Here is a 16,497-nt window from a genome sequence, read left to right on the forward strand (position 1 = left end):
GCTTTAGGCAAAACTAAAAAATCCAGTTTACACTGGATTTTTTATATTGACATTCCATGCTTTCGCAGAAATGTTATTTTGCAATGTTAACAGCTCTGGTTTCTCTAATAACCGTCACTTTCACTTGACCTGGATACGTCATATCGGTTTGCACTTTTTGAGAAATACTGAATGATAAATCGGCTGCTTTCTGGTCATCTACCTTTTCACTTTCAACAATGACACGCAATTCTCTACCTGCTTGAATAGCATAGGCCTTTTTAACACCGTTAAATCCAAATGCAATATCTTCCAAGTCTTTTAAACGTTGAATGTAACTATCCAACACTTGACGACGCGCTCCTGGGCGTGCACCAGAAATAGCATCACAAACCTGAATAATTGGTGAAATTAAAAACTTCATTTCTACTTCATCATGGTGCGCTCCAATAGCATTACATACTTCTGGAATCTCACCATATTTTTCTGCCCATTGCATACCCAAAATAGCATGCGGTGTTTCCATATCAGCTTCAGCATCTGGCACTTTACCTATATCATGTAATAATCCCGCTCGTTTAGCTAATTTTGGATTTAAACCTAATTCGGCAGCCATGACACCACAAAGTTTGGCAACTTCACGTGAATGTTGTAATAAGTTTTGTCCGTAAGAAGAACGGTATTTCATTCTACCTACCATTTTAATAAGCTCTGGATGTAAATTATGGATTCCTAAATCTATAACAGTACGCTTACCTACTTCTATAATTTCCTGCTCAATTTGTTTCTTTGTTTTCTCAACAACTTCTTCAATTCTAGCTGGGTGAATTCTACCATCGGTCACTAATTTGTGTAACGATAAACGTGCTATTTCACGTCTTACAGAATCGAAACAAGAAAGTATAATTGCTTCTGGTGTATCATCAACTATAATTTCTACACCTGTTGCTGCTTCAATGGCACGAATATTTCTACCTTCACGGCCAATAATGCGTCCTTTAACATCATCAGATTCTATATTGAAAACAGATACACAGTTATCTACTGCTTCTTCCGTTCCAATACGTTGAATGGTATTAATAATGATTTTCTTTGCGTCTTGTTCAGCCGTTAATTTAGCTTCCTCCATAGAACTTTGAATAAACGCCATCGCATCATTCTTAGCTTGACCTTTTAAAGATTCTACTAATTGCGATTTCGCTTCTTCGGCAGAAAGACTAGAAATAACTTCTAGTTGCTGCACTTGGCTTTTGTGCAATCTATCAATCTCCTCTTGCTTTTTTTCAAGCACATCTAATTTATGATTGTAATCATTTTCTTTTGCTTCAAGACTCTCGCTTAATTTTTTATTCTTGGCAAGTTCACTAGATATTTGAGATTCTTTATCCCTAATACGCTTTTCGGTTTCAGCCATTTTTTTATCGCGTGATAAAATGACTTTTTCATGCTCTGCTTTAAGCTCTAAAAATTTTTCTTTTGCTTGAAGAATCTTGTCTTTTTTAATTGACTCACCTTCACTATTAGCTTCCTTAAGTATTAAAGTAGCACTTTTTTTAGCTTCTTTTACAAGTTTTGAAGCATTGTTTTTTTCTAAGACTTTCGCTATAATAAAACCTAATATAAGCCCTAAAATTACCCCTCCTGCAATCAATATAATTGAGTTATCCATTATTGTGTTTAGTTGAATTAAATATATAAAAAAGCCTACACCAGTTTGAGATTTTGTATAAACTCCTTAAAAACAAGTTTAGGGCTAACAAGCTGATCAAGGATCTGCTCGAGGCAGCATGCTTTTACAACTTAAACTCACCCTTTTTAAAGAATTAACGTTGAGTTTATCAAAAATAAATAACTAATGTAGGCAGTAACTTTTTAGTTTATTTTAAAGAACGTTCAAGAGACTATATGAGATTGTAACAAACTGTTTAATGCATTTAGTTTTTCTTCTACATGCTCACTTACACTCTCTTTATCTATAGATTTCTGCTCTACTTGAGAAGCAAATTGTAAGGCACACATAGCCAATACATCTTGTTTATCTCGAACAGAATAACTTTGCTCAAATTGCTTAATCATTTCATCAATGTTTTTAGCTGCTTTTCGTAAGCCTTCTTCTTGACTTGCATCAATAGTTAAAGGGTATACTCGATTAGCTATAGACAGCTTTATTTTAAGCTTTTCTGACATTGAATTTCATGTTGCTTAATCTGATAATTGAGCAATACAATGATCAATATCTCTAATTAAGGCGTTTATTTTAAGCTTAGTTTCTCTTTTATTTTCGTCACTACCCAGTATTGAATTTGCCATTTTAAGGGCTTCATACTTTTCTTCCCAACCTGCTATGTGCAACTTTTGGTTTTGAATTTCTTGCTTTGAAACCTCTAATTCCTCATTCAATTTCAAGTTAGCAAGCTTCAAAAGCTCTAGTTTGTGTAATACCTTGCTAATTTTGTTTTCTAAAGAATCTACAATATCTTCAATATTACTCATTTGCAAATTTCAATACTTATCTCACAAAGTTAACATACCTACTTATAAATTACAATTGTTTTTTAATAAAATTTTAAATTTCTCGTTATTACCCAAAATCGGCACTACGGCTTGATTTTTGTTTTATTCTTTTGCACATTGATAACTAATTAATATTTTAGCGACAACTACTTTTATATGAGATTAATTCTGTCCCTTTTTCTAGCTTCTACCTTAATTATTAATGCCCAAAACAATTATCCGCAAGATTATTTCGGTTCACCATTAGAAATCCCTCTTGTTCTATCTGGAACTTTTGGCGAATTACGCTCCAACCATTTCCATTCTGGTTTGGATATTAAAACGCAACAGCGCGAAGGTTTGCATGTACTAGCTTGTGCCGATGGTTTTGTAAGCAGAATAAAACTGGCGCATTTTGGCTACGGGAAAGCTTTATACATAACCCACCCCAATGGCTACACAACCGTTTATGGGCATTTACAGAAATTTTCGCCCGAAATAGAAGCTTATATTAAGAAACAACAGTACGAAAAGGAATCGTATGAAATAGAATTGTTCCCAAGTGCCGAAACCTTACCGGTTACCAAAGGAAGTTTAGTTGCTTATAGTGGAAACACGGGTGGTTCAGGTGGTCCGCATTTGCATTTTGAAATTCGCGATAAAGAGGAACGCCCCATGAACCCCATGCTTTTTGGAATTGATATAATAGATTCTACAAAACCCGTAGTTGGCGGTATTTATGCTTATGCTTTAGATGAAAATTCAACCGTAAACAAATCGAATTCTAAACAAAAATTAAGATTGATTCCATTAAAAAGTGGCGATTATACAACCGAAAGTATCGAAGCCTATGGCAATATTGGTTTTGGTATTGAAACTACCGACAGACAAAACTTAGCGGCAAACTCAAACGGTGTTTACAACATTCAAACATTTTTAAATGGCAACCCTTATTTTGAAGTAGATTTTAGTGTGTTTTCTTTTGATGAATCGTCGTGCATCAATCAGTTTATAGACTATGAACATTACAGTAATAGCAGACAACGCATTCAAAAATTATTCAAAAAAAACAACCCGTTAAGCATCTTAAAACCTATAATAAATGATGGTTCTTTAACTATTAAAGATAGTACTGCTTCGGTTTATAAAATTCGGGTTTCCGATTTTAAAAATAACGAATCGTTTGTTACCATTAATATAAAAGGAAACAAATCCAATGTTTCAAATGCCAAAACAGAAAAAATTACACCTTATTATATTACCGCAAATCAAGCTACCAATTTAAAATCGGGCAACGTATCGGTCGATTTTTACCCAGATACCTTTTACGAGAATTTTTATATTGATTTTGATGTGAATGGTGATACGCTTACACTACATAAAGACGTGGTTCCTACCAGAAAAAATTTCACCATCAATTACGATATCAGCAATTACAAAGACGCCGACAAAGACAAATTGTTCATTGCACGATTGGTAGGCTATAAAAAATACCCTGTATACTCTTTTACAAAAAGAGAAGGTAACATATTATCCACTAGCACTAAAACATTGGGCACTTATGCACTTGCAACCGATACGGTAAAACCAACCATATCTCCTATAAATTTTAAAGACGGCCAATGGTTAAGCAATTATAGGTTTTTAAAAGTTAAAATAGATGATGCCCTTTCTGGAATTTCAAATTACCGGGGCACGATAAATGATAAATGGATTTTAATGGAATACGACTATAAAACCGACACACTTACTTACGATTTTAACGATGGGATTGTTACAGATACCAAGAACGATTTTAAGCTAATTGTAACCGATAATGTTGGAAATAGTACTACTTTTGAAGCAACATTTTTTAGAAAATAAAACTTAACAGCAACCATTTGAAAACAAAATTTCACGTTTTTATCATCTTTTTTTTATCGGTAATAGTTATTGGTTATTCGCAAACAGCTACTATAAAAGGGGTCATTTTAGACGAAACCAACACACCTATTGCAAACGTAAATATTAAAACGAATACCAAAGGAACGGTTACAAATTCCAATGGTTTTTATATCTTAGAAATTCCTGCAAACCAAGATGTTTCTATTGAATTTTCACATCTTTCCTATAAAAAAATAGTTAGCTCATTCAATTTAAAAAATGGCGAGGATTATGAATTTAATCCGGTTATGAGCACTTCCATAGAACAAATAGCTGCCGTAATAGTCACCAATAAACGCCAACGCGATGTAGAAGGCATTATTACCCTAAAACCCGAAACCATTCGTAAAATTCCTGGTGCTAATGCCGGTGTTGAAAACTTATTATTAACGCTTCCTGGAGTTAGCAACAACAACGAACTTAGTACACAATACTCGGTGCGTGGTGGTAATTATGATGAAAACTTAGTGTATGTAAACGATATTGAAGTGTACAGACCGTTTTTAGTACGTTCTGGACAACAAGAAGGATTGAGTTTTGTGAATACCGATATGGTACAGAACGTCGATTTTTCGGCAGGTGGTTTTCAAGCTAAATATGGAGATAAGCTTTCTTCCGTTTTAGATATCACTTATAAAAACCCGTATCAATTTGAAGTTAATGCCGATTTAAGCTTATTAGGCGGAAGTTTTTCCATTGAAAACATTAGCAAAGATTCTAAATTCTCTGGTATTATGGGGCTTCGCTATAGGGACAATAGTTTATTAGTAGATGCCAAAGAAACCGAAACCAATTTCAAGCCTTCGTTTGCCGATGCTCAAGCTTATTTCACTTATAAATTCACAAGCAAATTTCATTTAAGTTTTTTAGGAAATGCTTCCATAAACAAATATAATTACGAACCCCAAACACGACAAACCAATTTTGGTACCCTTGCAGACCCAATAGCGCTTTTGGTATTTTATGAAGGCCAGGAAAAAGACCGCTACCAAACCTATTTTGGCGCTTTTAAAGGAACTTATTTTGCTAACGATGATTTAACTTTAAAACTTATAGCATCAAGGTACTATACTACAGAAGAAGAGTATTTTGATATTTTGGCACAATACAGATTGGGAGAAGTCAATTCAAATATAGGTGATGAAAATTTAGGCGAAGTTGAATTTAGTAGAGGTGTTGGCAGTCAATTAAACCACGGAAGAAACGATTTAGATGCCTTAATTACCAATATGGAGCATAAAGGTGATTTCAGTATTAATGATAATCGTTTTGAATGGTCGGTTAAATACACCAACGAAGATATTCGCGACCGTTTGGTAGAATGGGAAGTTATAGATTCTGCAGGATTTTCAATAAGGCCTCCAAAAACAATTCCCGCAAACGAGCAACCATATGTACCTTATAGCGGTCCGCTAGAACCATTTACAAATGTAAGAGCTACCAATTACACACAAATAAACCGACTGCAAGCCTACGCACAATGGAGCAAGCGTGCTACTTTAGGTAGTAACGATGTTTGGTACAATGCAGGCGTTCGTGTTCATAATTGGACAGTAAGTGGTGATGGTATTTCATCAACAAATCAAACCGTATTTAGTCCGCGTGCACAATTCGCTATCAAACCTTATTGGGAAAAAGATATGCTTTTTAGAATAGCGGCGGGTATTTACTACCAACCGCCTTTTTACAGAGAACTTCGTGATGCCGATGGTGTGGTGCAGCCCAATGTAAAAGCACAAAAATCATTTCACTTTGTTTTAGGAAACGATTATAGTTTTAAAATGTGGGATCGCCCTTTTAAACTGACTTCTGAGGCTTATTACAAAAACCTTTCGGATGTAAACCCATATACTTTGGAGAATGTACGCATTCGGTATGCAGCCAACAATAATGCGAAAGCGTATGCGTATGGTTTAGATATGCGGTTGAATGGAGAGTTTGTACCTGGAACTGAATCGTGGTTTAGTTTTGGCTATTTAAAAACGGAAGAAAATATTGATGGCAAAGGCTATATTGCACGCCCTACAGACCAACGTTTAAAGTTTGCCGCTTTGTTTCAAGATTATGTACCCAATGTGCCTAATATGAAACTGTATTTAAACCTAGTTTACAACACCGGTTTACCGGGAGGTTCTCCAAGTTATGCCGACCCATACGAATACCAAAACCGTTTACCCGATTACAAACGTGCCGATTTAGGTTTACAATTGGTTTTAGTGGATGCTAAAAAGCAATTTAAAAGCGGTTGGAAAAAACCATTCAAAGAGCTCTCTTTTGGGTTTGAAATTTATAACATATTTGATGTACAAAACTCCATTACAAATACTTGGGTGCGCGATGTGTACACAAAACGCCAATATGCCATTCCAAATTATTTAACACCTAGGGTTTTTAACGTGAGAACTACTATGAAGTTTTAAGGTATTTGTTTTATCGTGCTTTATGAGTTCTTGTTATAACATATCGTATGTCGTAAATATCAATAGAAGCCGTCGATACAACTTTAACAATACCACCGTTTGCTTGCCAAGTACCTAGGGTATAGGCATTAAAAGAACTTAAATAATAATGCTCAACATCATTACCTTTATTTAACACAAAATCTCTTTTGTAAATCTCACCTACGGGCGCACCAATATCTATTGTTAAAGTCAGTCTAGACTCTGAAGTAGTGTTAGGTCTTGCTTTAAATTCAATTACAATATTAATGCCATCACCATCTCTTCCTGTAATAGTAGAACTAGTTGAATCATAAAACGTCGTTACATCTATTGGTTTTTGACTATCCCTAACAACATCTGCATCATTTGGTAAAGTAAGTTTGGTAGTACTAACAACAAATGGACTAGCAGAAGTATAAGTCCCGTCAACATAATCAGCCCATCCTGTGTAATCATTAGCCGTATTTCCTGCACTAAGTTTCACCCAACTTGCACCATCGTAAAAACAGAAAGTACTTTCATCAGTATCAAAAATCAACAAACCCACTGCCGGAGTTGCTATTAAATTACGCTGTGCCGTAGTCATTCTAGGAATTAACAAACCTTGAGTCGTTGATGATACATCCAATACTGAAGAAGGATCAGGTACTGTTGTTCCTATACCTACTTGTGAATAAATACTTTGTTGTAAAAAAAATAAAATGGAAATGCCTATAGAAATTCTTAAAAATCTACTCATAGTAATGATTTAGGGAGTTTGTTTTTTGTGAGAGACTAAAAATATTTAATGCAATTTATCAAAAATACCGATGAAAAACAATTTTCAAAGGATTAAAAGCACAAAATAAAAAATGCTTGTTTTTTGTTTCAATTGGATTTAAATAGAAAAATCCTTTAAAACTTCAACCAAATAATCTATTTCTTCTTTCGTATTATAAATACTAAATGAAAACCGAATGGATGGTTTTTGCAAATCTTCAGCATTTAAAATTTCGGTTAATACATGGGAGTTTTGGTTGCTTCCACTTTGGCAAGCACTTCCTTTTGAGCAGGCTATACCTTTTAAATCCAATTGAAACAATAACATGGCTGCTTTTTTTGGCGGTATGGGCAAACATACATTTACTAAGGTGTAGGTGCTTTTTTCCATATCACCAGACTTTCCATTAAAGGTGGCATTGGGTATGTTGGTTTCAATGTTATGTATAAAATATTGCTTTAGCCCTTTTATATAGGCAGCTTCTTTTTCAAGGTTTTCGTAAGCACTTTTTAAAGCTATTTCCATACCTACAATATTATGAACACTTTCTGTACCTGCACGTAAACCACGCTCCTGCTCGCCTCCAAAAATCAAGGGTTTCAAGCCCGAATTTTTTCTAATAAATGCAAAACCAACTCCTTTTGGCCCATGAAACTTATGTGCTGCGCCAGTTATAAAATCAACTTGTGTAGCTTGCAAGTCCAGTTTATAATGCCCTACCGATTGTACCGTATCACTATGAAACAAAGCGTTATTAGCTTTGCATAAGCTGGCAACACGTTCTAAATTTAATACATTACCAATTTCATTATTAATGTGCATTAAGCTTACTAGTGTTTTGCTTTCACTTTTTAATAAAGTTTCTAAATGCAAATAATCAATTTTTCCATTTGGCTTTAAATCGACATAACTAACCGAAATTTTATAATCTTTAACCAACTGGTCTACAGTATGTAAAACCGCATGATGCTCAATTTTAGAAGTAATAATGTGCGTTACTTTTAAATCCCTAACGGCACTTAATAAGATTAAATTATCAGCCTCGGTGCCCCCAGATGTAAAAATAATTTCACTAGCTGAAACATTCAAATAGCTTGCAACGGCTTTTCTTGATTTTTCAATCAATACTTTTGATGATCTGCCAAAACTATGTGATGATGAAGCATTTCCATAGTTAGTTTTCATTACTTCTACCATAGAAGCTATAACCTCATCTCTTATTTGCGTAGTAGCAGCATTATCAAAATAAACCTGTTGCATATGTCTTTTTTAGACTGCAAAAATACTTAGAATAAAATTATTATTAATATGCTACGTTATAATTAACAATTCGTTTATTTTTGCCTAAAACCCAAACCTAATGCGTAAGTTATTATTTGTTTCTTGTATTTGTTTTTTTAGTTTTTATACTTGTGATGACGGAGATGTCTTAGATATTGAATTTGATTTTGATGAAACATTTCAAGTATGCGGAACAAACGATTTGGTTTTCTACAAAACAAAAAGCGATCCATCGGAATCTTTATCGATAATTATAGCCAATTTAACACTTGAAGAATTACTTGATGTTGACGAAACCGGTGTATACGAAGCCGATTTTAGCTTAAGTACTACAAACACATTTAATTATATAACATACAGTAATGCTACGCTACCTAATAATTTGTTTTGTAACGACATCCCTCTTTCTGAAATAAAAATCATTAAAGATTTAGAAAGCACCAGTGGAAATGTACATATAAAAACAGTATTGACTGAAGATGACAACGATGGCATTCCTGCTGCTTTAGAAGATGTTAATGGTAATGGCGATTTAACCGACGATGACACTGATGGCGATGGAATTCCTAATTATTTAGATGAAGACGACGATGGTGACAATGTACTTACCAAAAATGAAAAACCAGACCCGAATGGAGACGGTAATTTAAGCGATGCCTTGGATACCGATGGAGACGGCATACCAAATTATTTAGACGATGATGACGATGGTGATGGCGTAAAAACCCGTGATGAAGAAAATGAATCTCAAGATCAAAACCCATCAAACGATACAAGTTTAAACGGTATTGCCGATTATTTAAATATTGAAGTAGCAACCACGGTACCAGCAACAGCATACAGGGAACATACTATTTACAAAACCTATTTGGTAACACTTACCGTCTCTAATTTCGATTTACAAATAATATCCCTAGATGTTTTTGATTTTGGTGTTTTAGCAAATAGTGCTTTATCAACTTCTAGAAAAGAAACACCCAATTTCAACTAATTATTGGGAACATTTTGGTAAATGTAAACCTCGGTAGCTCCAACACCGTATTTTTGGTAGTTGGCATCGTAGAATTTCACGTTATTGTAGCGCCCAAAAAGGTATTCTAACTCAACTTTTAGCACACCTTCGCCTACGCCATGAATAAAAACTATTTTTTGAATGCGTTTTGAAATAGCAAAATCCAATTGGCGTTTCGCGGTATCCAGTTGCAGTGTTAGCATGTCGTGATTACTCATTCCCCTTGATGATTTTACCAATTGGTTGATGTGTAAATCGACTTCCATAGTAGGCTCAAAACGCTCTTTAGGTTTGGTTTTTGGCTGCTTTCTTTTGGCTGATTGTTCCTTCTCTTTTTTAGCCGAATTTATGCCCGCATACGAAAGCATGTCTTTATTAATAACGTTTTTTGAAGTCTGTTTTACCAATTCTTCACTTTCAAAATCAAGCAAAAAACCATCCGTAGTTTCAATTGAAATAGTATTACCCACTATTCTTTTCACAACACCTTGCATCGCTTCATCCAAAACCAAAACTTTGTCACCTACTTCAAAAATCATCATTATTAATTTTTATCATTATTCAAATCTTCATCCTCACTTTTACTTGGAATGGTTTTAGAAATTCTATAAATCCCAACCATAAGAATCACGATACCTCCAATTAAAACATATTGGTTTTGCTCTGTTCCTGTTTTAGCATAAATAGCAACAATAGCACCAAGTACTATTATTATATAGTTAAAATATTTCATTATTAACATGTAAATTTAGAACCCTAAATTACAATAATTTATTATAAAATTAAGAACCTACACATTAGATTAAAGCTTCTATTTTACTCGATTAAAGTCTATTTATAACGATTAAAATATAAATACGTAAGTTTTTTATTCTGAAATTATTATATTTGATTGAATTAATTACTTATTGCCCCATGAAGTACAAATCTTTTATTTCACTCTTAATTTATTCAAAACTTAAAAAGTTATCTAAACCACTTGCAGGGTTGGTAATATTTTTGTCTTTTGTTGATATTAGTTTTTCCCAAGATTTGTATATAGGCAATAACACATATCTATATGCCAAAGATGTTGTAGTAACCGTTACTAACGACATTAGGTTAGAAACCCCAACCTCAAACTTATATTTTAGAGGAGATGCCCAACTCTATCAAATTTCAGATGTAAAGAATTCTGATGCTGGCAATCTCTCGATATATCAAAACCAAACAACAAATATTTATGAATACAACTATTGGTGTTCTCCTGTTGGTGTTAGTGTTGATGGCACTACAAAAAAGAACGTCGCCTTTAACGGCTCCAATATATACGACCCCGTAGATGCTACAGATTTAGCCAATGTAAATTCAACTCCCTATTTATACACGACAGCATATAACGGAACTGCTACAGAATTATCCAGTTATTGGATGTATACATTAAAAGACGGTGAAGGTTACTATAATTGGAATAGAATTTCAAATACAGGAGATGTTGGCACAGGCTACGGATTTACACTAAAAGGTAGCCCCAATATTAATAATGTTTTAGATTTTAGAGGCAGACCAAATAATGGCACCATTACGGTTAGTTGCTCCTTTGATGGTGTTGATAACCAACCAAATTCCGGTACTCTTAATTATGCCGAAACCTTAACTGGCAATCCATATCCTTCTGCTTTAGATTTAAAACTATTTCTTATCCATCCCAACAATGTTGCAGATTTAAGTGGTGAAATATTTTTCTGGGAACAAAAACAAAAAAACTCCCATTATTTAGCTGATTATGAAGGAGGCTATGGTATTTATGCGCCTGGAGATCCTTTAGATTTATTAGATAATGGAACATATACTAGTGCTCCTTTTGAAAATTATAATGGAGATGGAAGCACCAATGATACCACAACAGGAAACACAGCCGATTTTAGTGGCAATAACCAAAGACGCTTTGCTGCTATTGGACAAGGGTTTATAATTGCCAGCAATGTTAATGGTGGTGATGCCATTTTTGAAAATTCAATGCGCGTATATCTTCCGGAGGATTCTACACCTTCTGGTGACGGCTCAATTTTTGCTAAAAACAAAAACTTGAAGAACAATACTTCAAAAGAAAAAATCATTCCTCAATCCAACAATGGTGTAGATTATAATGCCATTGTTAAACAACCAACTATCATTCCCGAAATAAAACTTCATACACATATTGACAATACATTTTATAAGGAAAATGTAATAGCATTTAGAAAAAGTACCCCTAATAACAATGTGTACAATAAATTTTTTGATGCTAGAAATATCAATGAATTGAACACTGACGCCTATTTAGTTTCTAGCGACAAACAATTAGTTGTCAAATCCATTAATTATGCCCAAGATGTTAAAATACCTTTTGGATTAAAAACCAACAAAGCAAATTCGGATTTTAGCATTTCTATAAACACATTAAAAGAAACACCCGAAAGTCTTGAAGTTTATGTTTTTGATAAACTTACCAATTCATATACTGACATTGTAAATGGAACTTTTAATATAAAGCTTCCAAAAGGCACTTATAATGACCGTTTTGAAATTACTTTTACCAAAAACACATTAAGCACTGATTTTGAAGAATTTAAAACCATTAAGGTATATCATAACAATAACAGTTCTAAACTAACCATAAACAATCCAAAAGCCTTAATTGTAGATGGTTTTGAGCTATATGATGTTACAGGCAAACTTGTTCTTAATAAAAAAACACGTTCTAAAGAAACCACACAATCTTACTCTACAAAAAGTTTAAGCGATGGTGTATATATTGTAAATATACTATTAGAAAACGACCAGGTTTTTAGTAAAAAAATTATTGTTGGCGGTAAAAAATAACGGTAACAAAAACCAACAACACTCTATAATTTTAATAAATTTGAAAAAACTAAAAATTATAGTATGTCTTCTTTAGACGATTACATGTTACCTTGTTTAAACAAAAAGTTTTTTGGTTTTGAATGTATGGGTTGTGGTTTTCAACGGTCCATTAGTCTTATACTTCATGGTGAATTTGTTGAGGCTTTTTATATGTATCCGGCTATTTATACATTATTATTACTTTTTGCAATTATAACTTTAAATTTTTTCAAAAATTTTAAAAATGCTAATGCAATAATTTTTATTTTGGCTGTTTTAAATGCCATAGTAATTATTGCCAATTTTATAATAAAAACATTTCTAATCTAACAAAAATTTTATGGAACAACAAAAACTACCAAATTCAACGCTCATTTTAGTATTCGGAATCTTATCAATAGTTACCTGTTGTTGTTATGGTATTATTGGTTTAGCATTAGGTATTACAGCTATTATATTAGCTTCTAAAGCAACGCAACTTTATATAGCAAACCCAGAAATTTATACCGGATATTCGAATGTAAAAACAGGAAAAATACTTGCTATTATTGGTATTGTACTAAGTGTTTTATATTTAATTTTTGTAGTTTGGATTATATCTGTTTTTGGATGGGAAGCTATGCAAGATCAAGAATTAATGCAAGAAAGAATGCGTGAATTTATGGGACAATAAACCTTATATACAAACAATAAAAAAGCGACCAAATGGTCGCTTTTTTATTGTTTCAACTTTACAAGTTTACTTTTCAAACTGTTTGAGTGTTTTTGTTATAATAGATACACAATCCAACAGTTGTTCTTTTGTCATGACCAATGGTGGTGCAAAACGAATGATATTACCATGGGTTGGTTTTGCTAATAACCCATTATCACGTAATGCCAAACAAATATTCCAAGCGGTATCGCCATCTTCAGTATCGTTGATAACTATAGCGTTTAACAAACCTTTACCCCTTACTAAATTTACAATACTGCTTGTTTCAATATACTTATTTAATTCACTTCTAAACAAATTCCCTAAGGTTTCAGCATTTTCTGCAAGATTTTCATCCCTAATTACTTCAAGTGCCGCTATTGCAACTGCCGCAGCCATGGGATTACCTCCAAAAGTACTACCATGTGTTCCCGGAGTTAACACACCCATAATATTATTATTTGCCAAAGCTGCACTTACCGGATAAACACCGCCACTCAAAGCCTTACCTAAAATTAAAATATCGGGTTTAACATTTTCATGATCTACGGCTAACAGTTTACCTGTTCTTGCTATTCCCGTTTGTATTTCATCTGCAATAAACAAAACATTATGCTGTTCACATAAGGCTTTTGCTTGTCTCAAATACCCTTCACTCGGTACATATACCCCTGCTTCACCTTGTATAGGTTCTACCAAAAAACCTGCAATATTTTTGTTGCTTTTTAATACGGTTTCAAGAGCTTCTAAATCATCAAAATCGATATTAATAAAACCATTGGAATAGGGGCCAAAATTCTTGTTGGCAGTTTCATCACTTGAAAATGAAACAATGGTCGTAGTACGTCCATGAAAATTTTTGTTGCAAACAATAATTTTAGCTTCATTCTCCTCAATACCCTTAACTTCATAGCCCCATTTTCTACAAAGCTTAATAGCAGCTTCTACGGCTTCTGCACCAGAATTCATTGGCAATAATTTATCATAACCAAAATATTCACAGGCAAATTTCTCGTATTTCCCAAGCACATTATTATGAAATGCTCTAGATGTTAAGGTTAATGTTTGTGCTTGTTTAATTAATGCATTTACAATTTTTGGATGACAATGCCCTTGGTTTACAGCTGAATATGCTGATAAAAAATCGTAATACTTTTTTTCGTTTACATCCCAAACAAAGACACCTTCGCCTTTACTTAAAACTACGGGTAAAGGATGGTATGTGTTTGATCCGTAACGTTTTTCTAAATCTATCGCTTGTTGCGAAGTTAATTGTTCTAAAATAGCCATTTTAAATAAAAATTTAAATTGATAAAATAACCATTCCTACTGTACCTTTATTCTTCCGAAAGTGTTCGAAAAAGCAGCGTGGGAGAGAAATCATCCCCAGATAGAGGCGCAAGTTAGTGAATATTCTTTGTAGTTACAAAGTTGCAAAGTCACAAAGTTTTGAAAGTGAATTATGATAAAAAATATCGAAAACCATTCACTTTAATATCCATATAAAAATGCTAAATAAATTAAAAATCGTTAATCAAAAATCGTAAATCGTAAATCCTTTCATTACTTTTGCAGCATGTCAAAAAGAACGAAAAAACAAGCGTTTACAAACGTTGAAGTTTTAGATGCAGGTGCTAAAGGAAAAACCATTGCCAAAGCACCCGATGGAAAGGTTATATTTCTATCCAATACCGTACCCGGTGATGTGGTAGATGTGCAAACATTTAAAGCCCGTAAAGCCTATTACGAAGCGAAAGCCACCGTATTTCATAAATTATCCGATAAAAGAACGACTCCTGCATGCGAACATTTTGGCGTTTGTGGAGGTTGCAAGTGGCAAGATATGGGCTATGAACATCAACTATATTATAAACAAAAAGAAGTCACCAATAATTTAACCCGTATTGGTCATATTGAATTGCCAGAGATTACGCCTATTTTAGGCTCAGCCAATCAATATTTCTACCGAAATAAAATGGAATTTTCATTTAGTGATAGTCGTTGGTTAACGTTGGAAGAAGTTCAATCGGATGCCGATTTGGGTGATAGAAATGCTTTAGGTTTCCATATTCCTGGTATGTGGGACAAAATTTTGGACATTAAAAAATGCCATTTACAAGCAGATCCTTCAAACGCTATTAGAAATGCGGTGAAGCAATTTGCGCTTGATAATAATTTTGAATTTTTCAACACACGCAATCAAACAGGCTTATTAAGAACCATGATGATTCGTACGTCTACAACCGGCGATGTGATGGTGGTCATTCAATTCTACAAAGAAGATAAATCCAAGCGCGTTATGTTATTGGATTTTCTTGCTGAAACATTTCCGCAGATAACCTCATTACAATACATCATCAACGAAAAAGCAAACGATACCATTTACGATCAAGAAGTGATTTGTTATAAAGGTGAAGACCACATTTTTGAAGAAATGGAAGGTTTGAAATTCAAAATAAATGCCAAATCGTTTTATCAAACAAATTCCGACCAAGCGTTTGAACTCTATAAAATAACAAGAAACTTTGCTGGTTTAACAGGAGACGAGCTGGTTTACGATTTATATACGGGCACAGGCACCATTGCGCAATTTGTGGCAAAACAAGCCAAAAAAGTAATTGGTGTAGAAGCTGTTCCTGATGCTATTACTGCTGCTAAAGAAAATGCACAATTAAATAACATTAATAACGTTGAATTCTTTGTAGGCGATATGAAACATGTTTTTAATAACGCATTTATAGCTGCGCACGGGCAACCAGATGTTATTATTACCGACCCACCTCGAGACGGCATGCATAAAGATGTGGTGCAACAAATATTAAATATTGCCCCTAAAAAAGTAGTGTATGTAAGTTGTAATAGCGCTACCCAAGCTAGAGATTTAGAGCTAATGGACACTATGTATAAAGTAACAAAAACGCAGGCTGTTGATATGTTTCCGCAAACATTTCATGTTGAAAACGTGGTGCTATTAGAAAAGCGTTAAGTTGTTTGTCGTGGAGTCGTTTTTAACTGGCTTTCAACTTAACAACATACAACTTAACAACAA

At 33.8% G+C, this 16,497-nt stretch carries 15 protein-coding genes and 1 other RNA gene; 7 read left to right on the top strand and 9 right to left on the bottom strand.

The annotated features are described in order from the left end of the window. Nucleotides 1–73 precede the first annotated feature (73 nt). The 4 genes from rny to ACGK9U_RS06060 all read right to left on the bottom strand — a co-directional run bounded on the left by rny (nucleotide 74) and on the right by ACGK9U_RS06060 (nucleotide 2,472). Nucleotides 74–1,648, bottom strand: a complete 1,575-nt coding sequence (rny, locus tag ACGK9U_RS06045; RefSeq protein WP_394465469.1) for a ribonuclease Y — start codon at nucleotides 1,646–1,648, stop codon at nucleotides 74–76. 59 nt (nucleotides 1,649–1,707) lie between these two features. After that, nucleotides 1,708–1,814: non-coding RNA, 6S RNA (gene ssrS, locus ACGK9U_RS06050), on the bottom strand. Between the two features lie 58 nt (nucleotides 1,815–1,872). After that, a complete protein-coding gene (locus ACGK9U_RS06055) occupies nucleotides 1,873–2,166 on the bottom strand; it encodes a cell division protein ZapA (protein WP_394465470.1) in 294 nt (97 codons plus the stop codon). A 15-nt stretch (nucleotides 2,167–2,181) separates the two neighbouring features. Then, nucleotides 2,182–2,472, bottom strand: a complete 291-nt coding sequence (locus ACGK9U_RS06060; protein ID WP_394465471.1) for a hypothetical protein — start codon at nucleotides 2,470–2,472, stop codon at nucleotides 2,182–2,184. A gap of 177 nt (nucleotides 2,473–2,649) precedes the next feature. Here ACGK9U_RS06060 and ACGK9U_RS06065 point away from each other — a divergent pair, with 177 nt between their 5' ends. Together ACGK9U_RS06065 and ACGK9U_RS06070 are read left to right on the top strand one after the other, a co-directional pair. Then, entirely contained in the window at nucleotides 2,650–4,335 is a 1,686-nt protein-coding gene (locus tag ACGK9U_RS06065; RefSeq protein ID WP_394465472.1) for a M23 family metallopeptidase, read from the top strand. Nucleotides 4,336–4,352: 17 nt separating this feature from the next. After that, the gene (locus ACGK9U_RS06070; RefSeq protein ID WP_394465473.1) at nucleotides 4,353–6,815 is read left to right on the top strand and encodes a carboxypeptidase-like regulatory domain-containing protein; all 2,463 of its coding nucleotides are present in this window, start codon (nucleotides 4,353–4,355) and stop codon (nucleotides 6,813–6,815) included. A 10-nt stretch (nucleotides 6,816–6,825) separates the two neighbouring features. On the opposite strand, the gene ACGK9U_RS06075 is transcribed toward ACGK9U_RS06070, so the two are convergent. After that, complete coding sequence (locus ACGK9U_RS06075; RefSeq protein WP_394465474.1) at nucleotides 6,826–7,575, bottom strand: hypothetical protein; 750 nt, start codon at nucleotides 7,573–7,575, stop codon at nucleotides 6,826–6,828. Between the two features lie 138 nt (nucleotides 7,576–7,713). Next, the gene (locus ACGK9U_RS06080; RefSeq protein WP_394465475.1) at nucleotides 7,714–8,856 is read right to left on the bottom strand and encodes a cysteine desulfurase family protein; all 1,143 of its coding nucleotides are present in this window, start codon (nucleotides 8,854–8,856) and stop codon (nucleotides 7,714–7,716) included. Nucleotides 8,857–8,956: 100 nt separating this feature from the next. Here ACGK9U_RS06080 and ACGK9U_RS06085 point away from each other — a divergent pair, with 100 nt between their 5' ends. Beyond that, entirely contained in the window at nucleotides 8,957–9,868 is a 912-nt protein-coding gene (locus ACGK9U_RS06085; RefSeq protein WP_394465476.1) for a hypothetical protein, read from the top strand. Here the strand turns inward: ACGK9U_RS06085 and ACGK9U_RS06090 are convergent. Both ACGK9U_RS06090 and ACGK9U_RS06095 read right to left on the bottom strand, forming a co-directional pair. Next, nucleotides 9,865–10,428: a Smr/MutS family protein gene (locus ACGK9U_RS06090; protein ID WP_394465572.1), complete on the bottom strand. Its 564-nt coding sequence runs from the start codon at nucleotides 10,426–10,428 to the stop codon at nucleotides 9,865–9,867. The two genes, ACGK9U_RS06085 and ACGK9U_RS06090, sit on opposite strands and share 4 nt — an antisense overlap. A gap of 5 nt (nucleotides 10,429–10,433) precedes the next feature. After that, entirely contained in the window at nucleotides 10,434–10,622 is a 189-nt protein-coding gene (locus ACGK9U_RS06095) for a hypothetical protein (RefSeq protein WP_394465477.1), read from the bottom strand. Nucleotides 10,623–10,804: 182 nt separating this feature from the next. On the opposite strand from ACGK9U_RS06095, the gene ACGK9U_RS06100 reads away from it, so the two are divergent. The 3 genes from ACGK9U_RS06100 to ACGK9U_RS06110 all read left to right on the top strand — a co-directional run bounded on the left by ACGK9U_RS06100 (nucleotide 10,805) and on the right by ACGK9U_RS06110 (nucleotide 13,427). Continuing rightward, nucleotides 10,805–12,733, top strand: a complete 1,929-nt coding sequence (locus ACGK9U_RS06100; protein ID WP_394465478.1) for a T9SS type A sorting domain-containing protein — start codon at nucleotides 10,805–10,807, stop codon at nucleotides 12,731–12,733. Between the two features lie 84 nt (nucleotides 12,734–12,817). Then, nucleotides 12,818–13,084 carry a DUF2752 domain-containing protein gene (locus tag ACGK9U_RS06105; RefSeq protein ID WP_394465573.1) on the top strand — a complete coding sequence of 89 codons (267 nt, stop codon included), beginning with the start codon at nucleotides 12,818–12,820 and terminating at the stop codon, nucleotides 13,082–13,084. Between the two features lie 10 nt (nucleotides 13,085–13,094). After that, nucleotides 13,095–13,427: a CCC motif membrane protein gene (locus ACGK9U_RS06110; protein WP_394465479.1), complete on the top strand. Its 333-nt coding sequence runs from the start codon at nucleotides 13,095–13,097 to the stop codon at nucleotides 13,425–13,427. A gap of 66 nt (nucleotides 13,428–13,493) precedes the next feature. Here ACGK9U_RS06110 and rocD read toward each other — a convergent pair whose 3' ends face one another. Further along, nucleotides 13,494–14,738, bottom strand: coding sequence for an ornithine--oxo-acid transaminase (rocD, locus tag ACGK9U_RS06115; RefSeq protein WP_394465480.1), 1,245 nt, complete (start codon nucleotides 14,736–14,738; stop codon nucleotides 13,494–13,496). Nucleotides 14,739–15,024: 286 nt separating this feature from the next. Between rocD and rlmD the strand changes: the two genes are divergently transcribed. After that, nucleotides 15,025–16,434 carry a 23S rRNA (uracil(1939)-C(5))-methyltransferase RlmD gene (rlmD, locus tag ACGK9U_RS06120; RefSeq protein ID WP_394465481.1) on the top strand — a complete coding sequence of 470 codons (1,410 nt, stop codon included), beginning with the start codon at nucleotides 15,025–15,027 and terminating at the stop codon, nucleotides 16,432–16,434. The last annotated feature ends 63 nt before the right edge of the window (nucleotides 16,435–16,497 follow it).

The sequence above is a fragment of the Mariniflexile sp. HNIBRBA6329 genome, from assembly GCF_043558645.1.
Classification (GTDB): domain Bacteria; phylum Bacteroidota; class Bacteroidia; order Flavobacteriales; family Flavobacteriaceae; genus Mariniflexile.